20 protein-coding genes are annotated in these 19336 nt (G+C 71.5%); 17 read left to right on the top strand and 3 right to left on the bottom strand.

From position 1 onward, the window contains the following. Window positions 1–31 precede the first annotated feature (31 nt). From LC438_RS01705 to LC438_RS01635, 15 genes are all read left to right on the top strand, one after another. Window positions 32–856 (top strand): alpha/beta fold hydrolase, encoded by an 825-nt coding sequence (locus tag LC438_RS01705; RefSeq protein WP_223585640.1) that lies wholly within the window; start codon window positions 32–34, stop codon window positions 854–856. A gap of 111 nt (window positions 857–967) precedes the next feature. After that, a complete protein-coding gene (locus LC438_RS01700; RefSeq protein WP_223585639.1) occupies window positions 968–1570 on the top strand; it encodes an HAD family hydrolase in 603 nt (200 codons plus the stop codon). 87 nt (window positions 1571–1657) lie between these two features. After that, window positions 1658–2341, top strand: a complete 684-nt coding sequence (locus tag LC438_RS01695; RefSeq protein ID WP_105676408.1) for a sirohydrochlorin chelatase — start codon at window positions 1658–1660, stop codon at window positions 2339–2341. Between the two features lie 179 nt (window positions 2342–2520). Next, window positions 2521–4239, top strand: a complete 1719-nt coding sequence (locus tag LC438_RS01690) for a nitrite/sulfite reductase (protein WP_105676410.1) — start codon at window positions 2521–2523, stop codon at window positions 4237–4239. Then, on the top strand, window positions 4236–4985 hold the full coding sequence (locus LC438_RS01685; RefSeq protein WP_223585638.1) for a phosphoadenylyl-sulfate reductase: 750 nt from the start codon (window positions 4236–4238) through the stop codon (window positions 4983–4985). Before LC438_RS01690 ends, LC438_RS01685 begins: the two co-directional genes overlap by 4 nt. Further along, window positions 4982–5896 carry a sulfate adenylyltransferase subunit CysD gene (cysD, locus tag LC438_RS01680; RefSeq protein ID WP_223585637.1) on the top strand — a complete coding sequence of 305 codons (915 nt, stop codon included), beginning with the start codon at window positions 4982–4984 and terminating at the stop codon, window positions 5894–5896. Before LC438_RS01685 ends, cysD begins: the two co-directional genes overlap by 4 nt. Further along, window positions 5896–7206 carry a sulfate adenylyltransferase subunit 1 gene (locus tag LC438_RS01675; protein ID WP_223585636.1) on the top strand — a complete coding sequence of 437 codons (1311 nt, stop codon included), beginning with the start codon at window positions 5896–5898 and terminating at the stop codon, window positions 7204–7206. Before cysD ends, LC438_RS01675 begins: the two co-directional genes overlap by 1 nt. Before the next feature lie 37 nt (window positions 7207–7243). Beyond that, window positions 7244–8317: an ABC transporter substrate-binding protein gene (locus tag LC438_RS01670; protein WP_223585635.1), complete on the top strand. Its 1074-nt coding sequence runs from the start codon at window positions 7244–7246 to the stop codon at window positions 8315–8317. After that, a complete protein-coding gene (locus LC438_RS01665) occupies window positions 8317–9171 on the top strand; it encodes an ABC transporter ATP-binding protein (protein ID WP_223585634.1) in 855 nt (284 codons plus the stop codon). Before LC438_RS01670 ends, LC438_RS01665 begins: the two co-directional genes overlap by 1 nt. Then, window positions 9161–10081, top strand: coding sequence for an ABC transporter permease (locus LC438_RS01660; protein WP_223585633.1), 921 nt, complete (start codon window positions 9161–9163; stop codon window positions 10079–10081). The genes LC438_RS01665 and LC438_RS01660 overlap by 11 nt, the downstream gene beginning before the upstream one ends. Continuing rightward, a complete protein-coding gene (gene cobA / locus LC438_RS01655) occupies window positions 10078–10917 on the top strand; it encodes a uroporphyrinogen-III C-methyltransferase (RefSeq protein ID WP_223585632.1) in 840 nt (279 codons plus the stop codon). Before LC438_RS01660 ends, cobA begins: the two co-directional genes overlap by 4 nt. A gap of 73 nt (window positions 10918–10990) precedes the next feature. Beyond that, window positions 10991–12415, top strand: coding sequence for an FAD-dependent oxidoreductase (locus LC438_RS01650; protein WP_223585631.1), 1425 nt, complete (start codon window positions 10991–10993; stop codon window positions 12413–12415). Then, window positions 12412–12741 carry a ferredoxin gene (fdxA, locus tag LC438_RS01645; protein WP_105677072.1) on the top strand — a complete coding sequence of 110 codons (330 nt, stop codon included), beginning with the start codon at window positions 12412–12414 and terminating at the stop codon, window positions 12739–12741. Before LC438_RS01650 ends, fdxA begins: the two co-directional genes overlap by 4 nt. Then, entirely contained in the window at window positions 12734–13663 is a 930-nt protein-coding gene (locus tag LC438_RS01640; protein ID WP_105677071.1) for an NAD(P)/FAD-dependent oxidoreductase, read from the top strand. Before fdxA ends, LC438_RS01640 begins: the two co-directional genes overlap by 8 nt. A gap of 38 nt (window positions 13664–13701) precedes the next feature. Further along, window positions 13702–14364: a hypothetical protein gene (locus LC438_RS01635; RefSeq protein WP_105677070.1), complete on the top strand. Its 663-nt coding sequence runs from the start codon at window positions 13702–13704 to the stop codon at window positions 14362–14364. 9 nt (window positions 14365–14373) lie between these two features. On the opposite strand, the gene LC438_RS01630 is transcribed toward LC438_RS01635, so the two are convergent. After that, on the bottom strand, window positions 14374–14835 hold the full coding sequence (locus LC438_RS01630; protein WP_223585630.1) for a DUF3817 domain-containing protein: 462 nt from the start codon (window positions 14833–14835) through the stop codon (window positions 14374–14376). 103 nt (window positions 14836–14938) lie between these two features. Then, entirely contained in the window at window positions 14939–15688 is a 750-nt protein-coding gene (locus LC438_RS01625; RefSeq protein ID WP_223585629.1) for an alpha/beta hydrolase, read from the bottom strand. A gap of 105 nt (window positions 15689–15793) precedes the next feature. Here LC438_RS01625 and LC438_RS01620 point away from each other — a divergent pair, with 105 nt between their 5' ends. Next, on the top strand, window positions 15794–16711 hold the full coding sequence (locus LC438_RS01620; protein ID WP_223585628.1) for a helix-turn-helix domain-containing protein: 918 nt from the start codon (window positions 15794–15796) through the stop codon (window positions 16709–16711). Window positions 16712–16864: 153 nt separating this feature from the next. Here LC438_RS01620 and LC438_RS01615 read toward each other — a convergent pair whose 3' ends face one another. Beyond that, window positions 16865–18073 (bottom strand): MFS transporter, encoded by a 1209-nt coding sequence (locus tag LC438_RS01615; RefSeq protein ID WP_223585627.1) that lies wholly within the window; start codon window positions 18071–18073, stop codon window positions 16865–16867. A gap of 129 nt (window positions 18074–18202) precedes the next feature. Here LC438_RS01615 and LC438_RS01610 point away from each other — a divergent pair, with 129 nt between their 5' ends. Then, window positions 18203–19243: a hypothetical protein gene (locus LC438_RS01610; protein ID WP_223585626.1), complete on the top strand. Its 1041-nt coding sequence runs from the start codon at window positions 18203–18205 to the stop codon at window positions 19241–19243. Window positions 19244–19336: the final 93 nt, after the last annotated feature.

Raw genomic sequence — 19336 nt, 5'->3', positions numbered from 1 at the left:
ATCGCCCATGCTCCTCTGCCACGCTGGACGCATGAGCGCTGACCTCGCCCACCTGCCCGTCGCCCTCTCGCGGATCGGACGGGTGACCGGGGATCCGGTCGTCGTCCTCCCCGGCGGGCCCTGTCGCGACCCCGCCTACCTCGGCGACCTCGCCGGCCTCGGAGACACCTGCCCGATCGTCGTGCTGCACCCGCGGGGCGTCCCCGGCAGCACCGACGTGTCCCGAGGATGGTGGACGGATGCCGACGACGTGATCGCCGTCATCGACGCCCTGGGGCTGGAGCACGCGCAGGTGGTGGCCCATTCGGCCGGCACCAGGCTCGCCCTCGCAGCGGCGACGCGCTTCCCCGGGCGGATCCGATCCATGGCCCTCATCACGCCGCCTGCGACCTGGATCACCGGGACGCCGCACGACGGCGACTCGATTCCGCTCGATCGCACGAACCCCGCGGTCGCGGCGGCCATCGATGCGCTGCAGGAGGACGACCCCGCCACGGAGTCGGAGTTCACCGCCGCCTTCCTCCGCCAGACCCCCGCGACCTACGCTCACTGGTCTCCGGTGGAACAGGCTCACGCGACGATCGGCTCGGTCAGCCTCGCGGCGACCAGCGCCTGGTTCACCGGCATCCCCGCCGACGCGGTCGAGCAGGTGCGTGCCGCGCGGATTCCGCCGACGCTCGTGATCGGCGGCGACCGCGACTATCTGACCGGAGTGCAGCCCGTCCGCGACTACGCGGCGGCGCTGGGCGCGGAGGTCGCCTTCATCCGGGACTGCGGTCACTACCCCTGGGTCGAGCAGCCCGCCGAGTTCCGCACTGTGATGCGCTCCTGGCTCTCGTCCGCCGACGTCCTCTGACACCCGAACCGCGATGATCGGGCAGAAGTGCTGCTCCCGAGGCTCACGAAGCTGCGTTTCTGACCGATCCCGGCGGGATTGAACGAGGATGGGGCAGGGCAGGATGGGTCCATGATCCGCGCCGTGTTCTTCGACCTCGACGGGGTCGTGCGCCACTTCGACCACGACCCCGACCTCGAACGCCGACACGGCCTCGACGACGGCGACATCGCGCGCGTCGCCTTCGCCTCCCCTCTCATCGAAGAGGTCACGACCGGGCGCATCACCCGCGCCGAATGGATCGCGCGCATCGCCGAGCGAACCGCTCCCGCCGCCGCCGAGGAGTGGGGACGCACGCCGTTCCGCCTCGACCCCGAGGTGCTCGCGGTGATCGACGCGCTCAGAGCCACCGGCATCCGCTGCATGATCCTCACCAACGGCACCGACACCATCCCCCGGGAGCTGAGGGACAGCGGGCTCGACGCCCACCTCGACGGCATCGTCAACTCCGCCGAGATCGGCTACGCCAAGCCGGATCCGCGCGCCTTCCAGCACGCACTGGATGCCCTGGAGCTCCGCGCGGAGGAGGTCTTCTTCACCGACGACTCCCCGTCCAAGCTCACCGGGGCGGACGAGCTCGGCATCACGACGCACCATTTCACCGGCGTCCTGCCGCTGCGCCGGGCGCTCCTCGACGCGCAGATCGCCCTCCCTGCTCTCGACGAGAGCCGATGACCGGGCACCAATGCTGCTCCCCCGCCCATGAAGCCGCATCCCTGACCGATCCCGGCGCCGAGGAGAGCGGGAGCTAGAGTCTCAGGCATGCCCCGACCGACACTGCTCGCCGTCTCGCACGGGACCGCGGATGCCGACGGCTCGACCGCGATCGCCGCCCTCGTCGCCGAAGTACGCGCGGCGCTGCCCGACGTCGAAGTGCGGGAGGCGTACGTCGACGTGCAGGAGCCCGATGCGGCCGACCTCGCCCCCGCGATCGGCGGACAGCTCGTCATCGTGCCGCTGCTGCTGTCGAGCGGCTTCCACGTGCACCATGATCTGCACGGCATCGCGGCGAAGCGGGCGGATGCCGTCGTCGCCGACCCCCTGGGACCAGACGCGCGGCTCGCCGACGTGCTCGCGGAGCGCCTCGCGGCGACCGCCGACGCGGCCGCGGGCGGCCCCGTGGTCCTGGCCGTCGCCGGATCCCGCGACCCCCGCTCGCTCACGGATGCCGAGGGCATGGCGTCCCTGTTCGCCGAGCGACTGGGCCGCGACGTCGCGCTCGCCTACCTCGCCGCGCGTGACCCCGATCTGCCGACCGCGCTGCGCGAGCATCCGGGTTCCCCCGTGGCGACCTTCCTCCTCGCCCGCGGCTACTTCTACGATCTGGCCGTGCAGCAGGGCGACGGCCGCGCCCTCAGCCTCCCTCTGCTCGACGGCGGGCCCGTGCCGCAGCCGCTCGTCGATCTGGTGGTCGCGCGCTACGAGGACGCCGCCGCCCGCTTCTGAGCACCGCCGCCGTCATCCGCCGGCTGCACAGCACAGAACGTCGCCCCGCACCAGACCCTGCGGGCATATTCCGTGCTGCATGACGCTGTGTGACGATCCTTGACGTCACATGTCGTCCAAGGTTCTTGAACACCGTCCAACTCCCTACCGTGATGCGAAGCCATCCCAGGGAGCCGTTCATGACCATCCAGCAGCCGACGCCGATCCGTGGTGCCCGCACGCGCACCACGAGGACTCCGACCAAACCCCACGGGCAGTGGGCGGTCGACGGCACGGAGCCGCTGAACGCGAACGAGGAGTGGAAGCTCGCCGACGACGGCCTGAACGTCCGCGAGCGCATCGAGAACGTCTACGCGCAGGGCGGGTTCGCGAGCATCGACCCGACCGACCTGCACGGGCGCTTCCGCTGGTGGGGCCTGTACACGCAGCGCAAGCCCGGCATCGACGGCGGCCGCACGGCCCAGCTCGAGCCGCATGAGCTCGAGGACGAGTACTTCATGCTGCGGGTCCGCATCGACGGCGGGCAGCTCACCACCCATCAACTGCGCGTGATCGGCGAGATCTCCACCGAGTTCGCCCGCGACAGCGCCGACCTCACCGACCGTCAGAACGTGCAGCTGCACTGGGTCCAGGTCGAAGACGTGCCCGAGATCTGGCGCCGTCTCGAAGAGGTCGGGCTCAGCACGACCGAGGCGTGCGGCGATGTGCCGCGCGTGATCCTGGGCTCTCCCGTCGCCGGCATCGCCGCGGACGAGATCATCGACCCCACCCCGCAGATCCTCGAGATCGCGGAGCGCTTCGTGGGCGACCAGTCGCTCGCCAACCTCCCCCGCAAGTACAAGACCGCCATCACCGGCCACCCGAGCCAGGACGTGGTGCACGAGATCAACGACTGCGCGTTCGTCGCGGTCGAGCATCCAGAGCTCGGCATCGGCTACGACATCTGGGTCGGCGGCGCGCTCTCGGTGGTGCCGCGGCTCGGCGAGCGCCTCGGCGCGTTCGTGGCCCCCGAGCGGGTCGCCGAGGTGTGGCACGGGGTCACGCAGATCTTCCGCGACTACGGCTATCGCCGCCTGCGCAACAAGGCCCGCCTGAAGTTCCTGCTCGCCGACTGGGGAGTCGAGAGGTTCCGCGAGGTGCTGGAGACCGAGTACCTCGACGCTCCCCTCCCCGACGGACCGGCCGCCCCCAAGCCCACGACGATCGGCGACCACGTCGGCATCCACCGGCAGAAGGACGGACGCTTCTACGTCGGCGCCGCTCCCCTCGTCGGCCGCGTCTCCGGCAGCGCGCTGACGGCCCTCGCCGACCTCGCGGAGCAGCACGGATCGCAGCGCATCCGCACCACCCCGCATCAGAAGCTGCTGGTGCTCGACGTGCCGGAGGACGGGGTCGAGAGCCTCGTCGCCGGCCTCGACGCCCTCGGGCTCTCGGCCAGGCCCAGCCTGTTCCGCCGCGGCACCATCGCATGCACGGGCATCGAGTACTGCAAGCTCGCGATCGTGGAGACCAAGGCGAACGCGGCCGATGCGATCCGTCAGCTGGAGGAGCGCCTCGGTGCGCTCGAGCCGGAGATCGGCCGCCCGATCACGTTGCACGTGAACGGCTGCCCGAACTCGTGCGCCCGCATCCAGATCGCCGACATCGGGCTGAAGGGCCAGCTGGTGTCGATCGACGGTGAGCAGGTCCCCGGCTACCAGGTGCACCTGGGCGGCGGCCTCGCGGGCGTCGACCGCGAGGAGGCCGGTCTGGGACGCACCGTGCGCGGCCTCAAGGTCGCCGCTGACGGCATCGCCGACTACGCCGAGCGGGTGATCCGCCGCTACCTCGCCGACCGCGAGGAGGCCGAGAGCTTCGCGCAGTGGGCGCACAGGGCCGACGAGGAGGCGCTGCAGTGAGCACTCCGGTCGTCATCCGCTCCGCGCGACCTCCCCGGCGTTCGGTCGACGAGCTGCGCGCCCTCGCCGAGCGCGGGGCGGCCGAGCTGCGCAGTCGGCAGCCCGACGAGGCGACGCCGGCGGAGGTCGTCGCCTGGATCGCCGAGAACTTCGACGTCTCGCAGGCGGCCGTCGCCTGCTCGATGGCGGATGCCGCGCTGCCGCACCTCGTCGCGCAGGGCCTCCCCGGTGTCGACGTGCTGTTCCTCGACACGGGCTACCACTTCGCCGAGACCACGTTCACGCGCAACGAGGTGGAGCGCGAGCTCGACGTGCGCATCGTCGACGTGAAGCCGGAGCAGACCGTGCGCGAGCAGGATGCCGAGTTCGGCGCGAACCTGTTCGAGCGCGATCCCGGCCTGTGCTGCGCGCGGCGCAAGGTCGAGCCGCTGCAGCGCTCGCTCGGCGAGTACGAGGTGTGGTTCACCGGTGTGCGCCGCGAGGAGGCGCCGACGCGCGCCGAGACCCCGCTGATCGTGTGGGACGAGCGCAACGGCCTCGTGAAGGTCAACCCGGTCGCCGCGTGGAGCTTCGACGACCTCATCGACTACGCCACCGTGAACGCGGTGCCGGTGAACCCCCTGATCGCGAACGGCTACCCGTCGATCGGCTGCGCGCCGTGCACGAAGCCCGTCGCCGCCGGCGAAGACCCACGCTCCGGCCGATGGGCCGGGCTCTCCAAGACAGAATGCGGACTCCACCTATGAGCGTCGCCACCCGGACCCAGGGGCTGAGCGCCCTCGACCTGCTCGAGGCGGAGGGCATCCACATCATCCGCGAGGTCGTCGCCGAGTTCGAGCGCCCCGTGCTGCTGTTCTCGGGCGGAAAGGACTCCGTCGTGGTGCTGCACCTCGCGGCGAAGGCCTTCGCGCCGGGCAAGGTGCCGTTCCCCGTGCTGCACGTCGACACCGGCCACAACTTCCCCGAGGTGATCGCCTTCCGCGATGAGACGGTCGCCCGCCTCGGCATCGACCTCGAGGTCGCGCGCGTGCAGGACTACATCGACGACGGCCGCCTGGCCGAGCGCCCCGACGGCACCCGCAACCCGCTGCAGACGCAGCCGCTGCTCGACGCGATCGCCGCGGGAAAGCACGATGCCGTGTTCGGCGGCGCCCGCCGCGACGAGGACAAGGCGCGGGCGAAGGAGCGCATCATCTCGCTCCGCGACGAGTTCGGCCAGTGGGACCCGCGCAACCAGCGCCCCGAGCTGTGGAGCCTGTACAACGGCCGCCACCTCCCCGGACAGCACGTGCGGGCCTTCCCGATCTCGAACTGGACCGAGACCGACATCTGGAACTACATCGAGCGCGAGGGCATCGCCCTCCCTCCCCTGTACTACGCGCACGAGCGCGAGGTCTTCCGTCGCGACGGCATGTGGTGGGCCGTGGGCGAGTTCTCGCAGCCGCGCACCGGCGAAGACGTCGTTCGCCGCACGGTGCGCTACCGCACGGTCGGCGACATGAGCTGCACGGGTGCGGTGGAGTCGGATGCCGTGGACACGGCATCCGTCGTCGCCGAGGTGCAGCGCTCCACCCTCACCGAGCGCGGAGCGACCCGCGCCGACGACCGGATCAGCGAGGCCGCCATGGAGGATCGCAAGAAGGACGGGTACTTCTGATGACCGCTATGACCGCAGAGCAGACGCTCTTCCGCTTCGCGACGGCCGGCTCCGTCGACGACGGCAAGTCCACGCTCGTCGGCCGACTGCTGCACGACGCGAAGGCGATCCTCGCCGACCAGCTGGAGCAGGTCGCCGCCACCAGCCGTCAGCGCGGCTTCGCGCACGGCGACTTCGACTTCGCGCTCCTCACCGACGGGCTCCGAGCCGAGCGCGAGCAGGGCATCACGATCGACGTCGCCTACCGCTACTTCGCGACCGATCGGCGCAGCTTCATCCTCGCCGACTGCCCCGGCCACGTGCAGTACACGCGCAACATGGTCACCGGATCCGCCACCGCGGATGCCGTGATCGTGCTGGTCGACGCCCGCAAGGGCATCGTGGAGCAGACCCGCCGTCACCTCGCCGTGGTCTCCCTGCTGCGCGTGGCCCACGTCGTCATCGCGGTGAACAAGATCGACCTCACAGGCTTCGACGAGAACGTCTTCGTGGAGATCGAGATCGAGGCGGCCAGGGTCGCCGAGCAGCTGGGCCTCACCGGCATCCACGTGCTGCCGGTGTCGGCGCTCGAAGGCGACAACATCGTCGACCGGTCGGAGCGCACGCCCTGGTACCAGGGGCCGACGCTGATCGAGCTGCTGGAGACCCTCCCGACCATCGACGAGTCGGAGGCCGCGGCCTCGGACTTCCGCCTTCCCGTGCAGCTCGTGCTGCGCCCCCAGGGCGGCCTCTCGCCGACCGTGAGCGCCGACGACGCCGAACGCTACCGGGACTTCCGCGGATTCGCCGGCCGCATCTCCGCGGGCTCCGTGCGCGTCGGCGACATCGTGGAGGTGTTCCCCGGAGGGCACGCCACCACGGTCACCGGCATCCACGTCGCGGGGGCGGAGGCGGATGCCGCGACGGCTCCGCAGTCGGTCACGCTGACGCTCGCCGATGAGCTGGACGCCGCACGGGGCGCCGTGATCGCGGCATCCGGCACCGTTCCCGCCGGGCGCCGGGAGGCGGTCGTCGAGCTCTTCCAGCTCGATCCGCGCACGATCACCGCGGGCGCCAGGGTGCTGGTCAAGCACGGCACGCTGACCGTGCAGGCGCTCGTGTCCGAGGTCATCGACCGCCGCGACCTCGACACGCTCGGCCACCTCGACGCCGACGCGCTCGCGGTCAACGAGATCGGCCGCGTGCGTCTGCGCTTCGCCGCCGACCTCCCCCTCGAACCGTACGAGCAGAGCCGCTCCGGCGGCTCCCTCGTGCTCATCCACCCCGCCGACGGCGCGACGCTGGCCGCAGCGACCGTCGTCGGGGACTGACCCGCACCACCCCACCACTCGCTAAGGAGGCGACACCGTGAAGATCACCCGCAGGACCACCGCACTCACAGCCCTTGGACTCGCTGCCATGATGCTGGCCGGCTGCGCCTCGGCATCCGCCGCGCCGAGCGCGTCAGACGCCGCGAAGGACGACCTCGCCGAAGTGCGTCTGGGCTACTTCGCCAACGTCACGCACGCTCCGGCGCTGGTCGGGCTCTCCGAGGGACTGTTCCAGGATGCTCTCGGCGACGTCGACGTGAAGACGGAGGTCTTCAACGCCGGACCGGCCGCGATCGAGGCCCTCTCGGCCGGGGCGATCGACGCCACCTACATCGGGCCCAACCCGGCGATCAACACGTTCATCCAGTCGGGCGGCGAGTCGGCGAACATCATCGCCGGAGCGACCTCGGGCGGCGCGGCGCTGGTCGTGCGCGACGGCATCGACAAGCCGGAGGACCTCAAGGGCAAGAACATCGCGACGCCCCAGCTCGGCAACACGCAGGACGTGGCGCTGCGCAGCTGGCTCGCAGACGAGGGCTTCGAGACCTCGACCTCCGGCGGGGGCGACGTCGCCATCACGCCCACCGAGAACGCGCAGACGCTGACGCTGTTCCAGGACGGGCAGCTCGACGGCGCCTGGCTCCCCGAGCCGTGGGTGTCGCGACTGGTCGTCGAGGCGGGAGCCCACGTGCTCGTCGACGAGGCCGACCTCTGGCCCGACGGCGCGTTCCCGACCACGGTGCTGCTCGTGCGCAAGGACTTCGCCGAGGAGCACCCGAAGATCGTCGAGGAGCTGCTGGAGGGGCACATCGCCGCGGTGCAGTGGCTCGACGAGCACGCCGACAAGGCCCCGGCCGTCATCAACGACGCCCTGGAGAAGGCGACGGGCAAGAAGCTCTCCGATGAGGTGCTGGCCCGCGCACTCGAGAACGTCACGTTCACGGTCGACCCGCACGCCGAGACCTTCACGAAGCTCGTGGAGAACGGGCTGGCCGCCGGCACGCAGAAGAAGGGCTCGATCGACGGGCTGTTCGATCTGACGCCGCTGAACGCGCTCCTGAAGAAGGCCGGCGAGGACACCGTCTCGGCCGCAGGTCTCGGGGAGGACTGATGAGCGCGCCCGCGGGGCCCTTCGGCGGGCTCAGGGACCTTCCCCTGCCAGCATCCGCACCCAGGCTGACGCCGAGCTTCGACGGCGTCACCCCCCTGGCCGCGCCCGCGCCCTCCGTCGACCCCGCGGTGCGCCTCTCGCACGTCACCAAGCGCTACGGCTCGGGGCCGGTCGTCCTCGACGACATCTCCCTCGACATCGCCCCCGGAGAGTTCATCTGCCTGCTCGGGGCCTCCGGCTGCGGCAAGTCGACGCTGCTCAACCTCGTCGCGGGGCTCGAGCCCGTCACCAGCGGCGGGATCGAGACCCCCGACGGGGGCGCGGCCGTGATGTTCCAGGAGTCCGCGCTGATGCCGTGGCTCACCGCCCGTCAGAACGTCGAGCTCGCGCTGCGACTGCGCGGCGTGCCCCGGGGCGACCGACGCGCGGAGGCCGAGCGTCTGCTCGGCACCGTCAACCTCGCCGAGGCCGCCGACAAGCGGCCGCACGAGCTCTCCGGCGGCATGCGCCAGCGCGTCGCCCTCGCCCGCGCCCTCGCGCAGGATCGCGCCGTGCTGCTCATGGACGAGCCCTTCGCCGCCCTCGACGCCATCACCCGCGACCTGCTGCACGAGGAGCTCGAGCGCGTGTGGCGGGCCACCGGCCGCACGATCGTGTTCGTCACGCACAACGTGCGAGAGGCCGCTCGACTGGGCCAGCGGGTCATCCTGCTCTCCAGTCGCCCAGGTCGCATCGCCGGCGAGTGGCGCATCGCGAACACCTCTGGGCGCCGCATCGAGTCGCCCGAGGTCGCCGCCCTCGCCACCGAGATCACCGCCGAGCTGCGGAAGGAGATCGCCCGCAATGCCTCATGAGACCACCGTCTTCCGCCCGGCGGACGACACCGCGAGCGGCGATGCGTACAGCGACCTGCGCACGCTGTCGACCGGCCTCGACCGCCTGCAGTCCGACGAGGTGCAGCGCACACCGCGGTGGCGCGACGTGCTCGCCAAGACGCTGCCTCCGGTCACGCTGCTCGTCGTGCTGCTCGCCGTCTGGCAGCTCTACGTCGTCATCGCGAACCCCCGCCCCGACAAGGCTCCGAGCCCGCTCGCGGTCGCCTCGGCGCTCGGCGACGCGTGGGAGTCGGGTCGCCTGCAGGAGGCGGTGCTCACGAGCCTCGAACGCGGCGTCATCGGCTTCCTCATCGCGATCGTGGGCGGCACAGCGCTCGGGATGCTGCTCGCCGAGTGGAAGCTGCTGCGTCGCGCCGCCGGCCCGCTCATCTCTGGACTCACCGTGCTGCCCTCCGTGGCCTGGGTGCCCGCCGCGATCATCTGGTTCGGCCTGACCGACGGCACCGCATACTTCGTGATCCTGATGGGGGCGATCCCCTCGATCGTGAACGGGCTGCTCTCCGGCATCGACCAGGTGCCGCCGCAGTTGCGTCGCGTCGGCATCGTGCTCGGCGCGAGCCGCTGGCAGCTGGCGACCGCGGTGACGCTCCCCGCCGCCCTGCCCGGGTACTTCGCGGGCCTCAAGCAGGGGTGGGCGTTCTCGTGGCGCTCCCTGATGGCGGCCGAGATCATCACGATGGGCGGGTCGATGGGATTCGGGCTGGGGACGATGCTCAACCAGTCGCGCGAGCTCGCCGACCTCGCGAGCGTGCTCGGCACGATCCTGCTCATCCTCGCGATCGGCATCGTCATCGAGCTGGTCCTGTTCGCCCCGCTCGAGCGCCGGATGCTGCGCAATCGCGGACTGCTCCTCGGAGGTGCACGATGACCGGAAGAGTGACCCTCGTCGGGGCGGGACCGGGAGACGCCGGCCTGCTCACGCTCCGCGGCCTGCGGGCGCTGCAGGATGCCGACGTCATCGTCGCCGACCGCCTCGGCGCGCGGCAGGTGCTGCAGCAGCTCGCGGAGGAGGGCGTCGTGCTGACGGCGGAGGTCGTCGACGTCGGCAAGCTCCCCGGCCACCACCCGGTGCCCCAGGACGGCATCAACGACCTCCTCGTCTCCCTGGCCCGCGAGGGTCGGGACGTCGTGCGCCTGAAGGGCGGCGATCCGTTCGTCTTCGGCCGAGGCCGTGAGGAGCAGCTGTTCTGCGAGGAGGCCGGCGTCACGGTCGAGGTCGTGCCCGGCGTGACCAGCGCCGTCTCGGTGCCCGCCGTCGCCGGCATCCCGCTCACCCATCGCGGCCTGGCGGCCTCGTTCACCGTGGTCAGCGCGCACGACCAGATCGAGCGCATCCCCGGTGGCTCCGACCACACCGTCGTGCTGCTGATGGGGGTGAACACGCTGGGGCACTCGGCCCACGTTCTCGCCGCCGGCGCCCGCGGCGACGACTGCCCCGTCGCGATCATCGAAGACGGCTTCGGCGAGAGCCAGCGCATCACGATCGGCACCCTCGGGACGATCGCCTCGCTCGCGGCCTCCCGCCAGGTGCGCTCCCCCGCCGTGATCGTGGTGGGAGACGTCGTGCGGCTGAGCCCACACGCCGCGGCATCCGTGACCATCTCCTCGCAGCCTCCCAGGACCCACTGGAGCGACGCCCTCATCGCGGGGCTCGCCGTCGACACCGGACTCGTCCAGGTCGTCGAGACCTCCCTCAACCGCTGACCGCACCCGCACCCGCACCCGCACCCGCACCCGCACCCGCACCCGCACCCGCACCCGCACCGAAAGATCCGCCATGTCAACGACCCCCGTCTCCTCGTCTTCGCCGCGCCCGCTGGCCCTGCGCGTCGCGATCGTCGGCGCCGGCCCCGCGGGCATCTACGCGGGCAACCTCCTCGCGAACGCCGTCGCCGAGCGCTCCGGCCGCGTGGAGATCGACCTGTTCGAATCGCTCCCCGCGCCCTACGGCCTCATCCGCTACGGCGTCGCCCCCGACCACCCGCGCATCAAGGGCATCGTCAACTCGCTGCACGAGATGCTCGACGCATTCCCCGTCGTCGACGACGGGGACCCCGCGCCCACCCGGCGCACGATCCGCTTCATCGGCAACGTGGAGGTCGGCCGCGACGTCTCCCTCGACGACCTCCGCGAGCGCTACCACGCGGTGATCCTCGCGACCGGGGCGATCCGCGATGCGGCCCTCGACATCCCCGGCGTCGAGCTCCCCGGCTCCTACGGCGCCGCCGACTTCGTGGCGTGGTTCGACGGTCACCCCGATGTCGCGCGCACCTGGCCTCTCGACGCGTCGTCTGTGGCGGTGATCGGCAACGGCAACGTCGCACTCGACGTCGCCCGGGTTCTCGCGAAGCACGCCGTGGACCTCCGCACGACCGAGGTGCCCGACAACGTCCTGGCGGGTCTGGAGTCCTCCGCGGTCACCGACGTGCACGTGTTCGGGCGCCGCGGCCCCGCCGACATCAAGTTCACGCCCATCGAACTGCGGGAGCTCGGCGAGGTGCGCGACGTCGACATCGTGCTGCACGACGAGGACTTCGACGGCGTCGATCCGGCAGCCGCGACGAACAACCAGCTCAAGGTCATGCTGCGCACGCTGAACGGCTGGCGCGACCGCCCGGCGGGCACGGCATCCCGCCGACTGCACCTGCACTTCTGGCACGCCCCCGTCGCGATCGAGGGCGACGGGCGGGTCGAGAGCATCCGCTTCGAGCGGACCCGCGCGGATGCCGATGGCGCCCTCGTGCGCACCGGTGAGTTCCGCGACTACGCCGTGCAGGCCGTGTACCGCGCGGTCGGGTACTACGGCACCCGTGTGGTCGATGCGCCGTTCGACGAGGCGCGCGGCGTGGTGCCGAACGACGGCGGCCGTGTGGCCGACGAGCCCGGCCTGTACGCGACCGGCTGGATCAAGCGCGGACCCGTCGGCCTCATCGGGCACACGAAGTCCGACGCGCTGGAGACGATCACGCACCTCGTGGCGGACGCGGAGGCCGGGCTGCTCGCAGACCCCGCCTCCGACGAGGACGTGCTCGACGTGCTCGACGCGGACGGCGCCGAGTACACGACCTGGGACGGGTGGCTGGCCCTCGACGCCCACGAGCGGCGCCTCGGCGAGACGCACCGGCACGCCCGCGAGCGCGTGAAGGTCGTGCCCCGCGACGAGCAGGTCGCGGTGTCGCGCGACGGCGCTCTCGTCCGATGACCTACGTCATCGCGCTGCCCTGCGTCGATGTGAAGGATCGCGCCTGCATCGACGAGTGCCCCGTCGACTGCATCTACGAGGGAGAGCGCTCCCTCTACATCCACCCCGACGAGTGCGTCGACTGCGGCGCCTGCGAGCCGGTGTGCCCCGTGGAGGCGATCTACTACGAGGACGACCTGCCCGAGGAGTGGCAGGATTACTACAAGGCGAATGTGGAGTTCTTCGATGAGCTCGGCTCGCCCGGCGGCGCCGCCAAGGTCGGCGTCTCCGCGTTCGACCACCCGGTGGTCGCCGCCCTTCCCCCACAGGAGGGTGCGCATGGCTGAGACGGCTCCGTACGACGTGCTGATCATCGGCGGGGGCCCTGCGGGCCTCTCCGCCGCCCTCAACCTGGGCCGGTCCCTGGTGCGGGTGCTCGTCGTGGATGCCGATCGCCCACGGAACGCGGCGACGTTGAACTCGCACGGTTTCCTGACCCGCGACGGCGTGCCCCCGCACGAGCTGCGCAAGCTCGCCCGGGCGGAGCTCGCCGCCTACCCGAACGTCGAGATCCGCTCCCGCGTGCGCGTCGCCTCGCTGACGCAGACGGACGACGGGTTCGCCGCGGGGATCGGCCGCACGGAGGCCACGGAGACGGTCCGCACCCGCGCCGTGCTGCTCGCCACCGGCCTGCGCGAGACGCTGCCTGAGGTGCCGAACCTGCGGGGCTTCTACGGCATGAGCCTGTTCAGCTGCGCGGCCTGCGACGCATGGGAGCTGCGCGGTCGACGCCTCGCGCTCATCGGGGAGTCCGCCGACCTCGCCGATCGCGCACGGCTGATCGCCCGCTGGACCGAGAGCCTCACGGTCTTCACGAACGGCTCCGACGCCGTCACGACGACGGAGGAGGCCGAGCTCGCCGCCGCGGGGATCGCCGTGCTGCGGCAACCGATCACCGAGCTCGTGGGCGAACGGGGCAGGCTCGAGGCGATCCGTCTCGACGGCGGTCAGGTGATCAGGGTCGGCGGCGGGTTCGTGCGGCCGGCGTGGGAGACCGACCTCTCGTTCCTCGACGGCTTCACCGCGGCGGTCGACGGGCACGGGCACCTCGTCACCGACCGCTCAGGGCGCACCGACGTGCCCGGCCTCTACGCCGCGGGGGATGCCGCCGCCCCCGGACCCCAGCAGCTCATCGTCGCGGCCGGCGCCGGAGCCCGCGTCGCGGCCGTGATCGTGCACGACGCCGTCGGCGTCGCCACTGCGCACTGACTCCCCGCGCCCGTGGCCCCGGGGCTAGGCTGACCGGCATGACGCGTACATCGGGGGGCCGTCTCGCCGCGGCGATCATCGTCGGAGTCGTCGCGCTGCCGCTGAGCGGCTGCCTCTACGCGCAGATCCCCGCGGATCCGCCGGCGGTCGACGGGCCGACGAGCACCCCGGTTCCCTCCGACGAGCCCGCAGAAGACGGCATCCCCGCGACGATGTCGTTCGCCGACGGCGCCGATCTGCCGTCGACCGCGTACATCCAGTGGGGCGACGGCCTCCTGTTCGACGACGGCTGGAAGTCGGTCGCCCCCGACGACGGCAACGGCGGATGGACGGACGGCACGATCGACGACACCTGCACGGCGCGGTTCTGGCAGGGGCTCGCATCCGACGTGGACATGACGCCGGGCGACGACGAGGTCAGTTCGGACGCGGTGCTCGCGCAGGTCGTCGGCGGCACGACCTCGGCCTCCGTGACGCTGCTCGCGACGACCGTGCAGCTCGGGTACCAGACCGGCGGAACGCCGCTGGTCGATGCGCGTCAGCTGACCGGGACGCGCGACGGGCACGACTGGTCGATCACGGCTCGCGCGTTCACGGCGACGGGGGCCGGCGTCTTCGTGATCGTCGACTGCGTGGGCGGCGACGTGGATGCGGTCTTCGACGAGATCGTCGAGAAGAACGCCATCATCATCACCCCGTGACGGGCGAGGTCACTTGCCTCCGGGCGGACCGACGAGCAGCAGGATGACGTAGAGCGCCACGACCGCGATCGCGATCAGCCCGCCCAGCACCCACGGACGCCGCAGGAACCAGCGCATCAGCCGGTCGATCCAGCGCCGGTCGCGCGGGTCTTCGCCCTCTTCCAGCCGCCAGGCGCCGGCGAGGCGCCCCGTGCGGTGCAGCCAGATCTCCATCGGGATCGTCGCGTAGGGCACGATCGCGCTGGCGACGGCGAGCACGGCGACGCCCGCATGCCAGCGGTTGTTCAATGCCACGAGGATCGCGGTCGCCCCGTAGGCGAGGAACACGAACCCGTGGATGCCGCCGCCGATCGTGACGACGATCCCCGGAGCGCCGGCCGCCCGCGCGATGAGGGCCGAGATGAGGAGCGTCCAGGTGATCGCCTCGGTGATGGCCAGGACGCGGTACAGGCGGGAGGGCTCGGTGAACACAGTGCTCCTAGGAATCGGGTACTCCCCACGCTAGGCGGCTCCGCGGCATCCGTGATCCATCGAATGGTTGAGTCGTGCTCGCTCGGATGCGCGGAGCGACCGCTCAGGACTGGGGGAGGTCGGCCACGAAGGCGTCCAGGATCTCGGCGACGCGCGCGTGCATCTCCTCGTCCGTGATCGTCGGCTGCCCGTCGCCGTCCTGGGGACCGTAGTCGCCGAACGACGCGTGAGACGCGCCCTCGATCTGGACCATCTCGGCGTCACCGGGGAGCAGGGCCCTGGCCGCATCGATCTTCTCCGGCGTCGACAGTCCGTCCTCGCTCCCCGAGATGCTCAGCACGGCGAGATCGGTGTCGGAGAGGTCGTTCGAGCAGTACGAGCCGAAGAGCACGAGGGCGTCCGCATCGGCGGCCAGCTGGCACGCGCGCACGCCGCCCAGCGAGTGCCCGCCGACGGCCCAGTGGTCGATGTCGGGGGCGGCGGAGGTGAAGGCGTCGAGTCCACGCAGGTCGAAGAAGGCGAGGTTCAGCCACGGGCGCGTGATCACCACGGTGACGCCCTCCTCGGCGAGGCTCTGCAGGATCGGGGCGTACGCCCACGGATCCACCTTCGCCCCGGGGATGAAGACCAGGCCCAGCTCGGAATCGCCGTCTGCGGGCGCGAGCACGATGCCCTGCTCGGCATCCTCGACGTGGATCGCCGGGTTCTCGCGAACGCTCGCCAGCTGGGCCTTCTCGGCGGGCATCACCCCGATCTGGCTCCAGCCGACGACGCCGACGATCCCGAGCACGACGACGGCGACGACACCCCAGACGATCGCTTTCAGGACACGACGTCCACGCTTCTTCTGCACGAGATCAACGTTAGAGCCCGCGGATGGGAACGCCCCCAGGAGGTGCTGCCCGTCACATTCGCGTCTCCGCGGAATACCCCGGCGCTCCCCGACGTTGCCGAAGGCATGGTGACCGTCGACTCCGAAGCCCTCTCGCAGGTTCTCGGCGCCGTCGACCTCCGCGTCGGCGTCGGTCGACGCCGGATCCTGGATGCCGGGGCGCTGCTTCCGCTCGCGCCGGGTGCGGCGACGCTCGTCTACATCGCCCACGGCGCCGTGCACGGCATCCCTCCGCTGGACTCCGGGTGCCGACTGGACGTCGACCGCTCCTCGCACCTCATCGCCGTCGACATCCCCGGCCCGCGCGCCGCGCTGACGGCCGGCGACGCCTTCCTCACGGTGGGGCGCGCCGCCCTCGCTCTCGAGGCTGACGCCGAGACCACGCTTGTGGTCGTCGATCTCGAATGGGCCGACTCGGCATCGACGCTCGACGCCGTGCTGCCCGACTACATCACCGTCACCGGATTCGACGTGCTCGAACCTGCGGCTGCGGCGCTGGCCGCCAGCATGGGCCCGACCGACCCGGCCGCCTGCGCGGTGCGCCAGGGTGATCCGCTGATCTGCCGCATGATGGCGACGACGGTGCTGCTGTCGGTCATCCGCGCCTGGGCTGCGAACGGCTGCGCCCCCGAGGGGTGGCCGTCGGTCTCGAAGGATCCGTTCCTCGACCGCGTCGTCGAGGCGATCCACGAGGAGCCCGGTCGCGAGTGGACCGTCGAACGCCTCGCCGGCGTCGGCGCCATGTCGCGCTCCGCGTTCGCAGAGCGGTTCCGCAGCGCGATCGGCCGCTCCCCCGCCGACTACGTCACCGAGGTGCGCGTCGACGCGGCGAAGCGGATGCTGGAGGCGGGGCGTTCCGTCTCGGAGACCTCCCGCGAGCTGGGCTACGCCTCCGATGAGGGGTTCAGCCGCGCCTTCCGCCGCCGCACCGGCCTGACCCCGAGCGCCTGGCGCACGGCATCCCGCTTCCCCGTCTCGGCCTAGCCCCGCCTCGCCTCGTTCGTCGGAAGACGGAGACGAAGTGCACCGTGCACGGCGTGTCTCTGGTCGACACCCCGCACGCGAACACTCTCGTCTCCGTTTCCCCAGGCATCAGCCTCGGACGGACTCGGGTCGGGCACCTGCAGGTGCGCGCGGTTACGCGACGGCGATCCGTGGAGCCCGCGCCCGGTTCGATGCGCCGAAGAGCACGGCGCCGAGCAGCAGCGACACGGCGCCGACCACGTAGACGAGCTCGATGCTCAGCGTGTCGACGAGGAGTCCGCCCACACCGGCCGCGATCGTGATCGCCGCCTGGAAGCCCACGACGACGAGGCTGCCGCCTGCTTCGAGGCGATCCGGCATCCGATGCCCCACCCACGTGTTCGCGACGATCAGCCAGGACGAGAAGAAGAAGCCCCACACGAGCACGACCACCGCGACGCCGACGATCGAGCCCGAGAAGACGATCATCGAGATCACGGCGACCGCGATCACCACGGGCGCGAAGACCGCGAAGAACGCGAAGGTGCGGTCGATCACGAGTCCGATGGCGATGTTGCCCGCCAGGCCGCCGAGGCCGAACAGTGCGAGGAGCACGACGATCGTGGAGGCGTCGACCTCGGGGATGCGCTCGAGAGCGAGCCGCACGTACGTGTAGGCGAGGAAGTGCCCGAGCACGACGAAGATGTGACCGGCCATGCCGAGGCCGATGCCGGGGCGACGCAGCGTGTCGACGAGGAGGCGGATGCTGGAGGCCTGCGCCGCAGGCACCGAGGGGAGCGTGAACCGCAGCGCGACCGCGAGCACCACCATCAGCGCGCTGGCGATGCCGAACACCATGCGCCAATCGACGAGCTCGGAGAGCATGACGCCGAGCGGAACCCCGGCGACCGTGGCGAGCGAGACGCCGGCCGACGTGAACATGACCCCGCGTCCGAGCCGGTCGGGGCCGGCGAGGGCCGCGGCGACCGTGATCGACATCGACCAGAACGCGCTGATGGCGGCGCCCAGCAGGAACCGCGCCGCCAGCACGATGATGAGGTTCGGCGCGAACGCCACGATGAGGTTCGACACGGCCGCGGCGAGCGCCATCCACACGAGCAGCGATCGTCGGTCGAGACGAGGGAAGATGAGGCCGATGGTCGGCGCCACCACGAGACCGACGAGCGCGGTCACCGTCACGGTCTGCCCGGCCTGCCCCGGGGTGACCCCCAGCGCGTCGGCCATCTCGGTGAGGACGCCGTTGGGCAGGAACTCCGCCGTCACCAGCAGGAACCCCATCAGCATCAGCACGATGAGCCCGCCGTAGCGCATGCGCTCGACGGGGGCGGAGCCGATGGTGGGAACGGGGGCGGTCGTCGTCATGGTTCCACCCTCGCAGGCTCCGGATGCCGTCGCCCGACGTCGCGTCCACGGCATCCGACCATTCGTCCGGGGCAGTCCGTGGCCGGTCGGGATCGGGAGCCTCCCAGGTCGGCCCTGCAGGGTGGTCGCATGTACAGGAGACGGCGGAACGGCGGATGGATGCTGACGGGAGCCGCGGTGGCCGCCGTGCTGGCGACGGCGCTGACGGGGTGCGCGCCGCAGCCGGGGCCCTCCGACTGGACGCTCGCGCCGGTCCCTTTCGGCGCCGAGCGCGCCGACATCGCCTACGGCATGTCCCATCTGACGCCCGACGGCGACGGCGGCTTCTGGGCCGTGTCCTCCGGGTCCTGGCTGCACGTCGACGCCGAGGAGGAGACGGTCGCGAGATTCAACGCTCCGCTCGACTCCCCCCTCTCGCGGGTCACCGCGATGGCGACGCTCTCCCCGACCGAGCTCGTCGTGGTGCGCGACGAGGGCGCCCCCGTGCTCGCGGTTCTCGACACCTCGACCCTGAGCATGCGCGATCTGCCCGGCGAGGCGCCGAGCGGATCCGGCGGACCCACGGACTTCGGCGACTTCGAGTTCGGCGACGTCGCCGTCCAGTCCGGTGCGGCGATCGTCATCCGCTACCGGGTGGGCGACGACGGCGCACTCGGCTACGAGGTGCTGCGGGTCTCGCTCGACGACGGCGCACGGACCCTGCTGCATTCCGAGCCGCTGGACTGGAGCGATGCGCCCGGATCATCGCCCGACCTTCCCCCCGTCGACGTCGACGTCGACGCGACGGGCGCCATCCACCTCGCCACCCGCACCGCCAGGGTCGTCCTCGAACCCGACGGCGCCGAGAGATCCCGGGCTGCGCAGAACGCGGAGCGCCCTCACGTCGCTGTCGCCGCCGACGGGACGGCCCTCTGGTGGGGCGGAGGCGCCCGCGACTCCGCCGAGCAGGGTGTGGTCGTCGGCGGCTCATCCGAGGCCCGCGCGAGCATCGAGGCGCGCTCGGGGTGCGCGGATGCACTGCTCCTGACCGACGCCGGCGGCGACGAGCATCCGCTGCCGTTCCTGTGCGGGGCGAACGCCGCCGCGCGGGTCGGTGATTCCTGGGTCGTCGCGATCGGGGGCGAAGGCGACGGGGTGCTGGTCCGTCTCGTTCCGCCATCCCGGTCGTGACAACCGCCGCCGCCGAGGGTAGGCTCGACGGCGCACCGGGAAGAGCCCGGGAAGAACGAGCGAGAGGAGCCGAGAAGATGACGAACGTCTTTG

It is taken from the genome of Microbacterium sp. OVT16B (genome assembly GCF_019969705.1).
Lineage (GTDB): Bacteria > Actinomycetota > Actinomycetes > Actinomycetales > Microbacteriaceae > Microbacterium > Microbacterium natoriense.
This window is presented reverse-complemented; position numbering and strand designations above follow the sequence as displayed.

Excerpts from the sequence above, each read along its gene's own strand:
- LC438_RS01640 (WP_105677071.1), top strand. The coding sequence starts at position 12,734 with ATGGCTGAGACGGCTCCGTACGACGTGCTGATCATCGGCGGGGGCCCT.
- LC438_RS01635 (WP_105677070.1), top strand. The coding sequence starts at position 13,702 with ATGACGCGTACATCGGGGGGCCGTCTCGCCGCGGCGATCATCGTCGGA.
- LC438_RS01695 (WP_105676408.1), top strand. The coding sequence starts at position 1,658 with ATGCCCCGACCGACACTGCTCGCCGTCTCGCACGGGACCGCGGATGCC.
- LC438_RS01705 (WP_223585640.1), top strand. The coding sequence starts at position 32 with ATGAGCGCTGACCTCGCCCACCTGCCCGTCGCCCTCTCGCGGATCGGA.
- cobA (WP_223585632.1), top strand. The coding sequence starts at position 10,078 with ATGACCGGAAGAGTGACCCTCGTCGGGGCGGGACCGGGAGACGCCGGC.
- LC438_RS01665 (WP_223585634.1), top strand. The coding sequence starts at position 8,317 with ATGAGCGCGCCCGCGGGGCCCTTCGGCGGGCTCAGGGACCTTCCCCTG.
- LC438_RS01675 (WP_223585636.1), top strand. The coding sequence starts at position 5,896 with ATGACCGCTATGACCGCAGAGCAGACGCTCTTCCGCTTCGCGACGGCC.
- LC438_RS01610 (WP_223585626.1), top strand. The coding sequence starts at position 18,203 with ATGTACAGGAGACGGCGGAACGGCGGATGGATGCTGACGGGAGCCGCG.
- LC438_RS01700 (WP_223585639.1), top strand. The coding sequence starts at position 968 with ATGATCCGCGCCGTGTTCTTCGACCTCGACGGGGTCGTGCGCCACTTC.
- LC438_RS01650 (WP_223585631.1), top strand. The coding sequence starts at position 10,991 with ATGTCAACGACCCCCGTCTCCTCGTCTTCGCCGCGCCCGCTGGCCCTG.
- LC438_RS01620 (WP_223585628.1), top strand. The coding sequence starts at position 15,794 with ATGGTGACCGTCGACTCCGAAGCCCTCTCGCAGGTTCTCGGCGCCGTC.
- LC438_RS01615 (WP_223585627.1), bottom strand. The coding sequence starts at position 18,073 with ATGACGACGACCGCCCCCGTTCCCACCATCGGCTCCGCCCCCGTCGAG.
- fdxA (WP_105677072.1), top strand. The coding sequence starts at position 12,412 with ATGACCTACGTCATCGCGCTGCCCTGCGTCGATGTGAAGGATCGCGCC.
- cysD (WP_223585637.1), top strand. The coding sequence starts at position 4,982 with ATGAGCGTCGCCACCCGGACCCAGGGGCTGAGCGCCCTCGACCTGCTC.
- LC438_RS01660 (WP_223585633.1), top strand. The coding sequence starts at position 9,161 with ATGCCTCATGAGACCACCGTCTTCCGCCCGGCGGACGACACCGCGAGC.
- LC438_RS01690 (WP_105676410.1), top strand. The coding sequence starts at position 2,521 with ATGACCATCCAGCAGCCGACGCCGATCCGTGGTGCCCGCACGCGCACC.